The 14,742-nt window shown below is 66.1% G+C and carries 12 protein-coding genes; 6 read left to right on the plus strand and 6 right to left on the minus strand.

The annotated features are described in order from the left end of the window. Window positions 1–16 precede the first annotated feature (16 nt). Window positions 17–1,000: a glycosyltransferase family 2 protein gene (locus ACQY4Y_RS04160; protein ID WP_428490729.1), complete on the plus strand. Its 984-nt coding sequence runs from the start codon at window positions 17–19 to the stop codon at window positions 998–1,000. Window positions 1,001–1,661: 661 nt separating this feature from the next. Continuing rightward, on the plus strand, window positions 1,662–4,247 hold the full coding sequence (locus ACQY4Y_RS04165) for a cellulase family glycosylhydrolase (RefSeq protein ID WP_428489296.1): 2,586 nt from the start codon (window positions 1,662–1,664) through the stop codon (window positions 4,245–4,247). A gap of 197 nt (window positions 4,248–4,444) precedes the next feature. Here the strand turns inward: ACQY4Y_RS04165 and ACQY4Y_RS04170 are convergent, their stop codons facing one another. Together ACQY4Y_RS04170 and ACQY4Y_RS04175 are read right to left on the minus strand one after the other, a co-directional pair. Beyond that, complete coding sequence (locus tag ACQY4Y_RS04170) at window positions 4,445–5,494, minus strand: GNAT family N-acetyltransferase (RefSeq protein WP_428489297.1); 1,050 nt, start codon at window positions 5,492–5,494, stop codon at window positions 4,445–4,447. Window positions 5,495–5,829: 335 nt separating this feature from the next. Then, on the minus strand, window positions 5,830–7,302 hold the full coding sequence (locus tag ACQY4Y_RS04175; RefSeq protein WP_428489298.1) for an aldehyde dehydrogenase family protein: 1,473 nt from the start codon (window positions 7,300–7,302) through the stop codon (window positions 5,830–5,832). A gap of 62 nt (window positions 7,303–7,364) precedes the next feature. Here ACQY4Y_RS04175 and ACQY4Y_RS04180 point away from each other — a divergent pair, with 62 nt between their 5' ends. Both ACQY4Y_RS04180 and ACQY4Y_RS04185 read left to right on the plus strand, forming a co-directional pair. After that, window positions 7,365–8,210, plus strand: a complete 846-nt coding sequence (locus tag ACQY4Y_RS04180; protein WP_428489299.1) for a lysophospholipid acyltransferase family protein — start codon at window positions 7,365–7,367, stop codon at window positions 8,208–8,210. A 5-nt stretch (window positions 8,211–8,215) separates the two neighbouring features. Then, the gene (locus ACQY4Y_RS04185; RefSeq protein WP_428489300.1) at window positions 8,216–9,319 is read left to right on the plus strand and encodes a glycosyltransferase family 2 protein; all 1,104 of its coding nucleotides are present in this window, start codon (window positions 8,216–8,218) and stop codon (window positions 9,317–9,319) included. Window positions 9,320–9,352: 33 nt separating this feature from the next. Here the strand turns inward: ACQY4Y_RS04185 and ACQY4Y_RS04190 are convergent, their stop codons facing one another. Further along, a complete protein-coding gene (locus ACQY4Y_RS04190; protein ID WP_428489301.1) occupies window positions 9,353–9,556 on the minus strand; it encodes a hypothetical protein in 204 nt (67 codons plus the stop codon). Window positions 9,557–10,021: 465 nt separating this feature from the next. Here ACQY4Y_RS04190 and ACQY4Y_RS04195 point away from each other — a divergent pair, with 465 nt between their 5' ends. Then, a complete protein-coding gene (locus ACQY4Y_RS04195) occupies window positions 10,022–10,315 on the plus strand; it encodes a Tn3 family transposase (RefSeq protein WP_428489302.1) in 294 nt (97 codons plus the stop codon). Between the two features lie 29 nt (window positions 10,316–10,344). Here ACQY4Y_RS04195 and ACQY4Y_RS04200 read toward each other — a convergent pair whose 3' ends face one another. Genes ACQY4Y_RS04200 through crtI form a run of 3 tightly spaced genes read right to left on the minus strand, consistent with a single transcriptional unit; the run spans window position 10,345 to window position 13,954 of the window. After that, on the minus strand, window positions 10,345–10,716 hold the full coding sequence (locus ACQY4Y_RS04200) for a DUF2141 domain-containing protein (protein ID WP_428489303.1): 372 nt from the start codon (window positions 10,714–10,716) through the stop codon (window positions 10,345–10,347). Window positions 10,717–10,769: 53 nt separating this feature from the next. Beyond that, a complete protein-coding gene (locus ACQY4Y_RS04205) occupies window positions 10,770–12,380 on the minus strand; it encodes a phytoene desaturase family protein (protein ID WP_428489304.1) in 1,611 nt (536 codons plus the stop codon). Further along, window positions 12,377–13,954 (minus strand): phytoene desaturase family protein, encoded by a 1,578-nt coding sequence (gene crtI, locus ACQY4Y_RS04210; protein ID WP_428489305.1) that lies wholly within the window; start codon window positions 13,952–13,954, stop codon window positions 12,377–12,379. The genes ACQY4Y_RS04205 and crtI overlap by 4 nt, the downstream gene beginning before the upstream one ends. Before the next feature lie 317 nt (window positions 13,955–14,271). Here crtI and ACQY4Y_RS04215 point away from each other — a divergent pair, with 317 nt between their 5' ends. After that, window positions 14,272–14,538: a hypothetical protein gene (locus tag ACQY4Y_RS04215; RefSeq protein ID WP_428489306.1), complete on the plus strand. Its 267-nt coding sequence runs from the start codon at window positions 14,272–14,274 to the stop codon at window positions 14,536–14,538. Window positions 14,539–14,742 lie beyond the last annotated feature (204 nt).

A 14,742-nucleotide genomic window follows, 5' to 3' on the forward strand; every position in this document is an offset into this window, starting at 1 on the left:
GGATGATTCGCTGGGCATTGAGCGGCTCGGCGTTGAACGGCTCAGCGTTGATCGGTTGGGCAACATTGCGGTTCTGATACCGTGCTACAACGAGCAGGTCACGATCGCCAAGGTGGTCGGTGATTTCAGGGCGGTTCTGCCGGGTTGCCAGGTCTACGTGTATGACAACAATTCGAAGGACGACACGCGCTCGGTTGCGCATGCCGCCGGGGCGATCGTGCGCACTGAGACGTTGCAGGGCAAAGGCCATGTGGTGCGCCGGATGTTTGCCGACATCGATGCCGACATTTACGTGCTGGTCGATGGTGACGACACCTATGATGCCGGCGCGGTCGAGCACATGGTTCACATGCTGGTCGCCGACAACCTCGACATGGTCACCGGTACGCGGGCGCACGAGACCGAGGAGGCGTATCGGATCGGCCATCAATTCGGCAATGCGATGCTGACCGGTGCGGTGAGGCGGATTTTTGGCGCGCGGATTTCCGACATGCTGTCGGGCTACCGGGTGTTCAGTCGCCGGTTCGTCAAGTCGTTTCCGGCGCTTTCGGTCGGGTTCGAGACCGAGACCGAATTCACCGTTCATGCGCTTGAGTTGCAGATGCCGGTTGGCGAGCAGTTGATCCGTTATGGCGCTCGTCCGGTCGGGTCGGTCTCGAAGCTGAACACGATTCGCGACGGCATCCGGATTGCCAGGATGATCGTCATGCTGGTCAAGGATGAGCGGCCGCTGCAGTTCTTTTCGTCGATTTCGCTATTGCTGTTTGTGGTTGCGCTGGGGCTTGGCGTTCCGGTGATCTCGGAATTCGTCCATACCGGGCTGGTGCCGCGGTTTCCCACGGCGATCCTGTCCGCCAGCCTGGTGTTGCTGTCGTTTCTGACGTTGGCGAGCGGGCTGATCCTGGACACGGTGTCCACCGGGCGGCGGGAAATGAAACGCCTGGCGTACCTCTCGCAGCCGTCGCCGATCGCGCTTCAGGTGCGGCAACGCCGGGGATGATGTCGCGGGTGGGGGTCGGTCTCATCTGAGGCGGGCGGGCGGGCGGGCGACGGCGCCGAGCGAGGGCTTTGATCTCGGGTTCGCGTCGTATTGGCGCGGTTTTCCGAAGATTCGGTTGGCTTGAGAGGTATGCGATTGCGCTTTTTTGGCGCTGTCGGTGGCGGTAGGGCGCTGGCTGAGCGAGTACTCCTGTAGGGCGTCTGGTGGAGGGCGGCCGGGGCGTTCGACGACGCATGTAGCGGTGAAGGAAAAGACCTGATCGACTGTCACAGAACATTTCGTCGGTTATTATTATTGTATAGACATTAGTTTGTATTCAATTACATATATCCTATTTCATGAATTATTTTGCCGATTTTTGTAAATTAATTGTGATATCATTATATTAAGGTCCGCATATTCCGATAAAACATCTATTTCTGCCTCTTTTGTAGCGGATACGGGAAATGTAATAACCTGTCGTATCTTTTTTGGTGACTTCGAAGTCGCGGACATTGCGTTGACCGAGATCAAGTTGTCGTGAGAACCCTGGGTGCATCGATCACCTTTTCGGGAGCTCAGCACGATGGCTGGCACGCAATTTCATGTAAGTAACGGTCAAATTATCGATCCTGATGGCAATGTATTTGTTGCCCGTGGCTTTGATATCGGTCCCCAGGACATGGCATCGGTCGCTCAGTCGATCGGCACGACATTTCCCGGGACGAACTTTATTCGACTGGCGACCTGGGATACCGCGCCCTATTCGATGGCGCAGTATCAGACCTTTGTCTCGCAGATGACGGCCAAAGGGATCGTCGTCGAGTTCGAGGACCATGCCTATCCGTCTCCGGGCACCTACACCGGGGCGCAGTTGGCGACCGAATCAGCGTGGTATGCCTCGTTGGCGGCGACCTTCGCCAACAACCCCTATGTCTGGTTCGGGACGATGAACGAGCCGAATTCCGGCACCTATGGCCCGTCGGAAGCGGCGATCTCGACGCAGGAGGTCGCGACCTACAATGCGATCCGCGGCGCGGGCAACAATTCCATGGTCATGATGGAATTGGACGGCGGCGGAAACCCAGGTTCCGTGGGCGCCGGATTCGGCATGACGCCCTCTTCCTATTCGGGCATGACCAATATCGCGTGGGACCTGCATTATTATGGCTGGTCTTCGAACTACAGCACCAATCAGGCGACGGTGACGGCGGACCTGATGGGTTCGGCGAGCGGCGGATATGGAATTGCCGCGGCGCAGAGCATCACCAGCGCCGACGGCACGGTTCCAGTGATTATCGGCGAATTCGGTAATTCGACGGATGGTTCCAATGTCGATGCGAATGGCAATCAGGTCATCAGCGCGGTACTGAACAGCGGTTATGGTTATGCGGCCTGGACCTGGGGCGGGTCGGGTGGCCCGGATCAGTTGACCAACAACGAAGCCGGCGGCCCTGGGTCGCTGACGGCGTCTGGGCAGCAGGTGGCGGCGGGGATCGCGGCGGCCGCGGCGGCGAGACCGACCCCGACGCCCGCGCCGACCCCGACACCGACCCCCGCGCCGACCCCGACCCCCGCGCCGACAGCGTCGAAGAACGACACCGTGGTCACCGGCACCAGTGCCGCGATCATCGATGCCAGCGGCAACAAGTGGACCATCACCGGCTCCGGTCAGGTGGCGATCAACGGCGCGGCCGACACCACCACCGGCAGCGTCATCGAACTGGCCTATGTCAACGGCACCATCTGGCAGGAGAACGCCAGCAAGCTGTGGTGGGGCGAGACCAAGCCCAACGCCGCCTGGTCGCCCCAGGCCGGCACCGCCACCAGCCCGCTGCCCGCCACCCCGGCGCCGACCCCGACCCCCGCGCCGACCCCGACAGCGTCGAAGAACGACACCGTGGTCACCGGCACCAGTGCCGCGATCATCGATGCCAGCGGCAACAAGTGGACCATCACCGGCTCCGGTCAGGTGGCGATCAACGGCGCGGCCGACACCACCACCGGCAGCGTCATCGAACTGGCCTATGTCAACGGCACCATCTGGCAGGAGAACGCCAGCAAGCTGTGGTGGGGCGAGACCAAGCCCAACGCCGCCTGGTCGCCCCAGGCCGGCACCGCCACCAGCCCACTGCCCGCCACCCCGGCGCCGACCCCGACCCCCGCGCCGACACCGACGCCGACCCCCGCGCCGACCCCGACACCGACCCCCGCGCCGACACCGACACCGACGCCCTCGCCGACCCCGACAGCGTCGAAGAACGACACCGTGGTCACCGGCACCAGTGCCGCGATCATCGATGCCAGCGGCAACAAGTGGACCATCACCGGCTCCGGTCAGGTGGCGATCAACGGCGCGGCCGACACCACCACCGGCAACGTCATCGAACTGGCCTATGTCAACGGCACCATCTGGCAGGAGAACGCCAGCAAGCTGTGGTGGGGCGAGACCAAGCCCAACGCCGCCTGGTCGCCCCAGGCCGGCACCGCCACCAGTCCGCTGCCCGCCACGCCGGCGCCGACCCCCGCGCCGACACCGACGCCGACCCCCGCGCCGACCCCGACGCCGCCGCCGACCTCGGCGAACGACACCATGGTGCTGGCCGGTGCCAGCAGTGCGATCATCGATGCCAGCGGCAACAAATGGACCATCACCGGCTCCGGTCAGGTCGCGGTCAACGGCGTCGCCGATACGACGACCGCCAACGTCACCGAACTGGCCTACGTCAACAAGCAGGTCTGGCAGGAGAACGCCAGCCAGTTGTGGTGGGGCAAGGCCAGTCCGAGCGCGGCCTGGGCGCCCGATGCGGGAACCAGCACCAGCCCGCTGCCGGCGCCGATCAGCCTGAGCGCGGCCAGCACCACGGTCAGCGCCAGCCAGGTCTCGGTGGTGGCGACCGCGGGGGCGCACATGCTGTTCCTCAAGGGATCGGGCGATGTGGTCAGCCTGTCGGGCGGCGCCGAGACCGTCACCGACAGCGGCGCCGGCAACGTCTATATCCTGCCGGCGGCGGGCCATGGCAGCGTCAGCTTCACCAGCAACATCCTGACCATCTCCGATGTGCTGGACCTGAAGCCGGCGCTGGCCGCCACCAACTGGAACGGCGCGGCGGCGACGCTTTCGACCTACCTGACGGTGAGCGACCAGGCGAGTGGCGCCACGCTGTCGATCGCGGCGACCTCGGGGGGGGCCAGGGTGGCGATCGCCTCCATCGCCGGGGCCTCCAGCGCCAACCTGAGCAGCCTGCTGGCGCACGCGATCACCTGATCGGGCCGAGTCGCGCGGCACGGTTGGGCGCCGCCGGGGGGGACCTCGGCGGCGCCGCTTCGTGATGGCGGGGCGGCGACCGGCGCGCGGTATGGCAGGGCGGCGACCGGCGAGCGAAGCCGGGTTGCTTTCGGTAAGGCGAGCGGGCCCTGTGGTTCGGCGCGACCGAACGTCCCGCTCAGCGCGATCACGCTTTATCAGCCGCGAGGGTCGGCGAGCAGCGGCGTGAGGCGTCGTTTGACGTCCCTGACCAGGGCATAGGTCAGCGATGATTTCTCGACGATCAGGCGAGGCTTTATGGTCCCGCCGAAGCCGCTGAGCAGCATGAAGTTGCTTCGGCTGTCGAGCCCGTTGGTGTTGAATGTCAGGCCTTGCATGGCAGCGTGCTGGATGGCTGCCCAAATCAGCAGGCTGGTTGCGCCGTTTTGCGAATCCCGTGTGCGGGTCGACATGAAATAATATTCCTGTTGGTGATCCCAGATCGTGAACACCCCGGATTTGTAGTTGCCGTTCGGATCGGCGGCGATCACCACGCGTCCGACGCCGCGACGCAGGCATTCCGCGATAAGTTCGGCGCAGATGCGGCGCGGATAGTAGTTTCGCAAACGCCGCTCATGCAGGTTGCTTTCGTAGAAGTCGAGGAATCGTTCCGGATCGAGCAGGTCCACCACGGTCAGGCGTTCGCCGGCGCGACGGATCACGTTGCGGGTTTTGTCGCGCAGCTGCGACCACAGCACCTCGCGTGGTTGGGGGGCGATTTCGACGGTGTAGTCGACGATCGTTTCGAAACCAGCGGCCTCGAACGCGAGCGTGTTGCTGATCCCCTGGTGCAGCCTGAAACCGACATGGGATGCCTTCGGCAGTTGCGCGATCAGATCGCGGGTGATGCTGAACTGCCTGAGCGATCGGGTGGAGCGGCTTGCTCCTGTTTCCACGGTGATCGCCGGCCCCAGGGCATGGGTCAGATCGGGGATACTCAGGACCCTGTGGCCGCTGACTTTCCTGAACAGGATATAGGGCAGACGCCCGACCACGGTTCCGCCGGATGAGACCGTGGCCTCTCGGTAGGTGCCGTCGCTGGCGATTTTCAGCAGCCACGGCTGATGGAAGATGGTCGGTTCGGATGGGAGGATCGGCGACCCCGATGGGGCCTGCGCGGCCGGCTTGGAGGGGCCGACAGCGGTGCCTGGGCGAGTGTGGGTGGCGATCCGGGTGACTGGCCGGGGCGAATCCGTGGAGTCAGGCATCAGAGGAAATTCCATGCACCGCATGGATCAGATATTCGGTTCCGTGCGATCACGATAAAAAATCTTGATGACGCAGGCGGAGCAGGCATCAGTCTGTTGGATACATTTGAAATGACCGATTCCTCCGTTTGATCGCCTGTCGAAGGCCTTGGCCAGCATCCGGTCGGTGGCTTGACGTTGTCAACCGCATCGACCGAGCCGAATCGCGAGCCAGCAAGTCCTGGGCAAGGGATTTTCGAGGCGGAAGATTGCGGAACCGGAGCGTCCGCCTCACTCCGCTTCGATTTGGCGTCTGCTTCAGGCGGCGCGAACGTTGCGCCCAAGCCGTGTCCAGGTCATGGGCGGCGCCACCATTGGCCGTGCAGCCAGCGGATCATCGTGGCGAAACGGGCGGCGTCGCGGTTTGTCGGCGCGCCCAGATGCGGGCGCAGACGGCCGCGGCGTATACTGATGGCCTTGAGCGCCGTCATCTCCAGCAGGCCATCGCTGCCCCTTGTGACGCCGAAGCCGCTTTCGCCGCGGCCGCCGAACGGGAGACGCGGATCGGCGGTCGGCACGATGACATCGTTGATCACCACCGACCCGGCATTGACCTGGGCCGCCATGGCTCGCGCCTCCGGTTCGGGGCCGAAGATCGAGGCTCCGAGAGCGTAGCGGCATATCGCCGCCAGTTCGAGGGCGTGAGGCATGTCGCGCACGGGCACGATCGCCAGCACGGGTGCGAACACGTCCTGTTGCAGCAGGCGCAAGTCGGGGCCGGCGTCGGCGACCACGATGGGGGGCACCAGGCCAGCGGCGGGCCAAGCGAGGACGCGGGCACCGGATGCGGCGGCCTGTTGCAGCAGTGCCGGCAAGCTCGCCAGGACGTGCGGGGCGACCACGACCGGGGCGATGGTCTGGATCCGGGTCAACAGCGCCTGCTCCAGCAGCGGGGCCGCTGTTGGCGTGACGAACACCCGTCGCGGCGCGATGCAGGTGGCGCCGCCGTTCAGGCGCAGGGCATAGGCCAGACAGGACGCCACCAGGTTCAGATCGGCACCGGGCAGCACGAACATGGCATCGTTGCCCGATAACTCCATCGTGGCCGGCGTCAGGCGTGGCGCCGCCGCGCGCAGCACGCTGCGTCCGGTCTCGGCCGAACCGGTCAACAGGATGCGATCGAAACCGGCCTGGACCGCTGCCTCGGCGCAGGGCTGGGTGTCGTCGAGGATGCTCAGCGCTCCATCGGGCAGGCCGGCTTCGGCCAGTAGGCGGGCGAGGTGCTGCAGCGGGGCGGCCCAGCCGGGGGCGGGTTTCGCGCAGACCGTGTTGCCGGCGGTCAATGCCTGCAGGATCTGCACCCCCGGCAGAAACAGCGGGTAGTTCGACGGCGCGAGAATCAGCACCACGCCCAACGGCTCGCGCCGGATTTCGGCCCGCACGCCCGGCAGCCAGACCGGGCGGCCGCGGCGTTGGACGCGCGGGGCGAGCAGGCCGGCGGCGCGGCGTTCGAGGAAGCGGGCGGCGTCGGCCAGCGGCAGGATTTCGCTGACCAGCGTCTCGGGCACTGAACGACGTGGCAGCAGGAGCGCGGCCAGGGTCTCGCAGTCGCGCGCGATCAGATGGCGAGCCCGGCGAATGATGCGCAGCCGTTCGGGGATCGGGCGTGCCGCCCAGGTCCGACCGATCCGCCTGGCGCGTTGCAGCGTCTCGGCCACACGTGCTTGGGCGACAAGCGCCTGGGCCGCGAGCGCTGGCGCCTCAAGCGGGTCGGCGCCCCTCGACAGGTCGGCGGTGCTATCCATGTGGGGGACTGGATGCGAATTCATTCACGCTGGTTTATTCGCGCTGGCCAACATGGAATGAGCCCGATGGAATGAGCCCGATTGGCATGAGCCCGATTGGCATGCGCCCGACTGGCATGCCCGCACGCGGCACCGCCGTGTCGCCGGAGGATCCGATCGCGCTGTATGCGCCGCGGCTGTTTCGGGCGTTCGGCTGGTACCTGCGGTGGTTCTTCTGGCGCAACTTCCATGCCGTGCGGATCGCTCGCGACGGGGGTTTGACGGTGGCTGCCGATCGGCCGTTGATCATCTATTCCAATCATCCTTCGTGGTGGGATCCGGCACTTTTCATGCTGCTGGCGAGCACCATCGTAGCCGATCGCCGCGGGTTTGGGCCGATGGAAGCAGAGGCGTTGGCACGTTACAAGCTGTTCCGGCGACTGGGTGTCTACGGCATCGACACCGCCAGCCGGCAGGGCGCGGTGCGTTTCATGGTCACCAGCCTACGCATCCTATCGCAACCGGGAACCGCGCTGTGGATCACGTCGGAGGGTCGGTTCACCGATTGCCGTACGCGGCCGACCCGGCTGCGGCCCGGGCTGGCGCATCTTGCCCGGCGGGTGCCCGGTGCGATGATCGTGCCGCTTGCGATCGAATACACCTTCTGGAACGAGCGCAAGCCGGAAGCGCTGCTACGGTTTGGATCGCCGATCGAGGCCGATGGTGGACGCTCGCTTGATATCGCTGGCTGGAACGCACTGCTGGAGCAGCGTCTGAGCGAGACCATGGATGACCTGGCGGGCAGTGCGATCAGCCGCGATCCCGGCCGTTTCCGGCGCCTGTTGAGCGGCCGGGCCGGGGTTGGCGGGGTTTATGATGTCGGGCGCCGGATGGCGGCGCTGGCGCATCTTCGTCGTGCCCGACTGGCACATGAGTCGGACGAGGACCCGTAGCGGTGATGCTAGCGGGGTTGGTGCTGGCGGGGTTGGTCCTGGTACTGGCGGCGGGTCCGTTGTTGCTGGCGCTGATCAACCTTTGTTCGTTCGGGCTTCCGCCGCTTGCGGCGAAGTGCCCGGCGGTCTCGGTGCTGATCCCGGCTCGGAATGAAGAGGCGACGATCGGCGCCGCCTGCGCGCACGCGCTGGCCAGTGTCGGCGCCGTGGTCGAGGTGATCGTGCTGGACGACCATTCGAACGACCGCACGCGGGAGATCGTGGATGGGATCGATGACGCCCGCCTGCGCCTGGCGACCGCCCCGGCGTTGGCGCCGGGCTGGTCGGGGAAGCAATCGGCGTGCGCGCATCTGGCCACCCTGGCGAGCCATGACCTGATGGTGTTCGTCGATGCCGATGTGCGGCTGGCGCCGGAGGCGGTGTCGCGGATGGCGGGCTTCATGCAGCGTCACGAGGTCGGGCTGGCGAGCGGATTCCCGCGCCAGATCGTCGGCAGTTGGTCCGAGTTGCTGCTGCTGCCGTTGATCCATTTCCTGCTGCTGGGCTTTTTACCGATGGGCTTGATGCGGCGGTCGGTTTGGCCGGCGTTCGGCGCGGGCTGCGGCCAGATGTTCATCGCGCGGCGGGCGGACTATCGGCGCGCGGGCGGTCATGGCGCGATCCGAGCGTCGCTGCACGATGGGCTCAAGCTGCCGCGGGCGTTCCGCGCGGCGGGGATCCGCACCGGGCTGTTCGATGCGACCGACCTGGCGGCGTGTCGGATGTATTCGGACGCGGCCAGTGTTTGGGAGGGCCTGACCAAGAACGCGACCGAGGGGATGGCGACGCCACGGGCGCTGCCGTGCTGGACCATCATTCTGGTGGGCGGGCAGATCCTGCCGCTGTGCTTGCTGGCGTTGGCGCCGGGATGGTTGAGCGGGGCCGCGGTTGCGGCCTCGATCGGTCTGCGGCTGCTGCTGGCGTGGCGGTTGCGTCAGCCGGTGCTGAGTGCGGTGTTGCATCCGATCGGTGTCGCGGCCCTGCTGGTGGTGCAGTGGGCGGCGCTGGTCCGTTCCGCACGCGGCGTTCCCGCCACCTGGCGGGGTCGGACGTACCCGGCACAGTCGTAGGGCGCTGGAGGTGGCGCACCGGCTTCGCCGGGTTTATGCCGGGCGGAGAACGTAATGCCCCGGGGCCCAGATGTAACGCCGTCCGTTCCAGCGCCAGTGCCCGGGTCGCCATACGTAGTAGCCGGGCGGAGGCGGCGGTACCTGCTCGACCAGCGGAGCCGGCGCCGGACCGATGGGCGGGGCATAAACGCAGCCCGCCAGCGTTGCCAACAGCAGCAGGGTCAGCAGGGCGCGCATCGGTCTACCTCCTTCCGGTGTGCGGGGTTAGCGGCCGTCCCAGGGCCGGCGGATCCGGATCGGGCCGAGTATGATCGGGGCGCGGGATTTGGCGAAATCGCGGCCGAGGGTCGCGGCGAGGCAGGATTCGATCCGGTCGACCTGGTGTGGGCGGGCGGCTGCAGTACGGCTTCATGGTCTGCGTGCATTATTCGGACGCGCATTCATGGTAGGGACAGTGTGTGTCTGATGACAGGCCGCTTGGGCGGTCTCTTTCTCGCGAGGGCTTCGCTGGATCTGCTTCGGCGTCAGCCCGTGGTATAGAGTGACCGTAGGCGATCGGCGGTTGGCGTATCCGACGCGTGCCTCGTAACAGCCTTTCGAGGGCAGACGTCTTTCACCGGCTTGGCCGCTTCCGCAACTGCGGCCTCGAAAACCAACCGATGCCTGCGGCCGCGTTCAACTTTGTCACCGCCGCCGTAATCCTTGTTCAACTGGCGTTATCTCGGCCGCGCCGTTGATGAATTGCGCCGTCGACGAATTGCGTCGTCGATGAGTTGCGCCGTCGGGGAATTGCGCCGTCGGGGAATTGCGCCGTCGGGGAATTGCGCCGTCGGGGAATTGCGTCGTCGGGGAACGCCGGTCGATCCGGCCATGCTCGCCCGGCTATCGCCGCTGGGATGGGACCGCATAAATCTCACCGGCGACTATGTGTGGTCCGATCGCCTCGACCTCGACGCCGATGGCCTCATGCCCCTGCTCATCAAGCCGCTACGGTGAATCTGTGTCCGAATAATGCACCGGGGCCTTCATGGCGACGGATACTGCAGCGGCACCGAGATGGCGCCGCCGGGATCGCGCAAGGTGAAGGCGGCATCGGCGAACGAGGGTGGGCCAAAATGCATCTTGGCCGCGTTGCTGAAGCCGATGCCCTGCTTGGGTATGCCGAACAGGCCGAACTGCAGTCGTCCGATGTCAGCCTCGTCATGATAGACGGCGGCCGCCCAGGCGCCCGCCGGTATGCCGGTCAGGCGGAGGGAAACGCTGCCGGTCCGGGCTGGTATCCTGCCGTGGTAGGGGCAAGCTCCGGTCGGGAAGTCCGCCTTGTCGCAAATGGCGACGGCGATGGTGCCGTGATCGTTGCGCACGCCGGTGACGGTGACTTGCAGATCGGCTGCCATGGCCGGCGGGGCCAGCAGGAGCCAGCCGATCGCGAGGCGGCAGGGGCGGCGCATCAGACAGTGGGTTGACCGGTTGGCGCCGGCGTGGCGGTGGCGTCGGTGGGCGCCGGCGTGGCGGTGGCGTCGCGGTCGAGGCTATCGGCAGCGATCCAGCCCGACATCAGGACCATCGGCATGCCTGGTCCGGGATGGGCGGCGCCGCCGGCGAGGTAGAGGCCGCCCAGGTCGCGGGATCGGTTGCCGGGCTTGAACGCGCCGAGGAAGCGGCCATGGCTGGCGAGGCCGTAGATCGCGCCGTCGAGCACCCTGTAGCGCTGATGGATGTCGGCTGGTGTCAGCGCCGACTCGAACACGATGCGCTGTTGCAAGTCCGCCATGCCGGCGCAGCGGGCGAGCTTGTCGAGGATCACCTGACGATAGCCCGGCAGCATCTTGGTCCAGTCATGGTGCGGGCGAAGGTAGGGGGTGTGGACCAGGATGTAGAGCGCCTCACCCCCTGGCGGGGCGACGCCAGGGTCGGTGCGAGCCGGAGCGGCGATGTAGCAGGTCGGGTCCGGGGCCGGCTCACCGCGGCGGTAGATCCAGTCGAACTCCTGTTTCGGGTCGGCTGAGAACACGAAGTTGTGGTGCGCGAGATGGGGGTAGGCTCGGTCGAGGCCGAGATAGAGTACGACACCGGAACAGGCGGGATCGGATTTCCATCGTTTGGCGAATCGCGCCGCCGGTTGGCCGCCGATCAGCTCGCGATGGGTTCGCACCGCGTCCATGTTCGACACAACGGCGCCGAGGCGGATGGTCTCGCCGCTTTCGGTTTCCACGCCGCCGACGCGAGCGCCGTTGTTGAGGATGCAGCGGATGCCGGTGGAGAGGCGGAACTCGACGCCAAGGTCGGCGGCGAGCTGGTGCAGCGCCTGGGGCACGGCGCGGGTTCCGCCCATCGGGTACCAGACGCCGCCGTCGGTCTGCATATGGGCGATGCCGCACAGCACGGCGGGCGAACTGTACGGTGACGAACCGACATATTGGACGAAATGATCGAGCATCTGGGCGACCCGCTTGTCGCGCACCCGGCGGCGGATGGTGCCCGCGACGGTTGCCCCCATGCGCAGGCTGAGCACATCGCGCAAGGTGGCCAGATCCATGTTCTTCTTGAGGTCGAGGGTGTCGCCGATGCCCTCTACCGAGCGCCAGAAGAAGAATTTTTCCGAGACTTCGTGAAGTTTGCCGGCGACGTCCATGAAGTCACGAAAGCCTTGCTGCGAGCCTGGGGCGAAGGCGGCGATATCGTCGGCCATGGTGGGCACGTCCGGTTTCAGGTCGAGCCTCGAGCCGTCGTCGAAGAAGCAGCGCCATTGCGGGTCGAGGCGGCGCAGGTCGAGCATGGCGTGCATGTCGCGTCCGGCTTCGGCGAAGATCCTTTCCAGCACGCGGGGCACGGTCAGGATGGTCGGGCCCATGTCGAAGCGGAAGCCCTGCTGGTCGAGGATCGCGGCCTTGCCGCCGAACCAGGAATTCTTCTCGAACAGGATGACGCGGTAGCCGCGCGCGGCGAGCGTGCAGGCGGCGGCGAGACCGCCAAGGCCGCCGCCGATCACGCCGACCGGCAAGCCTTCCGAGATGTGTTTGGTAGGCTGGCGTGGCTCGATGAGGCTGGTGTCGCTCACACCGCCTCCGGCACCGGCTGGGGTTGATGCATGGGCAGGTCGGTGGCGACGGCAGGGCCCGCGTCGAGGCCGAGATCCTGCATCATCAGCCGGCTGGTGATACGGGCGGATTCGAAAATCACCGGCAATCCGCTGCCCGGATGGGTGCCCCCGCCAACCAGATAGACGCTGTCGAGATCCTCGAAGCGATTGCGCGGGCGCATATGCATCATCTGGCCGAGATTGTGCGACAGGTTGAAGGTGGCGCCGGTAAAGACGTTCAGATCGTGCTCCCATTCGGTCGGCGTGAAGATTTTTTCGTAGCGGATGCGGCGTTCGATGTCGTGGATGCCGATCCGCTTCAGGCGATCGAGGGCCAGGGCTCGGAAGCGCGGGGTTTCGGTCTTCCAGTCGATGCCTTGGCCGATGCGCCGGCCGACCGGCACCAGCACATAGAGGGTGGCGTGCCCGGGTGGTGCCAGGTCCGGATCGGTCAGGCAGGCGTTCTGCACGTAGAACGACGGGTTGGACGGGGGCACCTGGCCGCGCTCGATTTCGCTGACGTTGCGCCGGTAGTCCTTGGACAGATAGACGGTGTGGTGATCGACGCCGGGCAGGTCGCCTTCGATGCCCAGGTACATCATGAAGGTCGAACAGGAGAATTTGCGCGATGCGATGCGCCGGTTCGACCAGCGGCGGCGCAGTGCGTCCGGCACCAACGTGGTCATGGCCTGGGCGAAATCGGCGTTGATCACCACGGCGTCGAAGCGTTCCACGCCCGATGCGGTGCGGATGCCAACGGCGCGGCGGCCCTCGAACAGGATTTCGCAGACCGGGGCGCGCAATCTGAGGTCGACGCCGGCGGCGGTGGCGATGCGGGCCATCGCGGTCATCACCGCGCCGCAGCCGCCGCGTGGGTGCCAGACGCCGAATTCGTATTCGATGAAGGACAGGATGCTGAACAGGCTGGGGCAGCGGAACGGCGACATGCCGAGGTACTTGCTTTGGAACGAGAACGCCAGTCGGACGCGTTCGTCGCTGAAGTAACGAGCCAGGTAGCGGTCCAGCGTCTGATGCGGACGCAGCGCCGGGAGCGAGCGCAGCACGCCGCGGCGCAGCAGGTCGGCGGGGCCGTTGAACGGCGATTCCAGGGCCGGGCGGAAGGCCTCGAGCTTGGCGCGGTTATCGGCCATGAAGCGGGGGAACGCGGCGGCGTCGCGTGGCGAGATGCGGGCGATTTCGCGGACCGTGTCCTCGATCGTGGCGGATGCCTTGATCTGGCCTCCGTCCTCGAAGATCAGGCGGTATTGCGGGTCGACCCGCATCAGGTCCACCTCCTGATCGAGGCGGCGTCCGCAGGCGGCGAAGATTTCGGAGAGGACGCGCGGGTAGAGGAAGAAGGTTGGGCCGGTATCGAAGCGGAACGTGCCGGTTGGGGCGCGGACCGGGATGGTCGCCGAGCGGCCGCCGACATGGTCGAGCCGTTCGAAGATGGTGACCGAGGCGTTGGTCTGGGCGAGCAGCATGGCCGCGGCCAAGCCGCCTGGGCCGGCGCCGATGATGGCGATGCGGGGCCTTCGGGCTGACGAGGTCATTTCGGCGGGCTGGATTTCGGCGTGGTGGGCGGTGAGCCGCGGAGCGTGGTCATCAGGTCGTCTCCAGGCCGGATCTGGTTATTAACATGGGCCGCCCCTGCGTCGTAGAGGGGATGTCGGCACGATCCGGCAACCCTGAAGGCGACAACACAAACGCGGCAACGGCGGCTGGCGCGGTCGGGAAGCCTCGCCATCAGGCAAAGGTGAAGCTGCGCCGATGGCCGGTTTTTCGGGCAAATCCCCATATGTATCTGGGCGGTGAGGCGCGGGCTGCGCGATGGACCGCCGGGTATGCAGCGTGCTGAGGAGATTCAGTCATGAGAACGATCGGGGTGCTTGGGGCGGCGGCGTTGGTGATCGGAACCGTCGGGGCACCGGTCGGCGCCGCCTGGGCGCAGAGCCCGCAGGGTTCCGGTTTCAACCAGGAGACGACAGCGCCGGCGGTGCCAGGGCGGCCGCAGGATGGTCTGCCGGAGTCGCGCCCGCTGTTCTCGATGCATATCTGGGCGCCGATGGAGCCGTATTACGACGCCAACATGAACCGGAACGCGGCCGCGAACCCGATCTGGGGGGAGGCGGAATAAACCGATGCGCCGGCGGTTGAACGGGTGATTGGCGCGCCTGGCGTACTTCGGGAGATGGTTCTCGCGTTAATTTCGGTGTCGCGCTAGGCGGTTTTCAGCCTGACCGTGCATGCTGAAAATGGTCTAGCTCTTTGTTTTGTCGCATGATTCACGCGCCTTGGACGTTGCGCCCAACGCGATCATGTTCTAGACAGCCGGCTGTTT

This window comes from Rhodopila sp. (assembly GCF_965277165.1).
GTDB lineage: Bacteria > Pseudomonadota > Alphaproteobacteria > Acetobacterales > Acetobacteraceae > Rhodopila.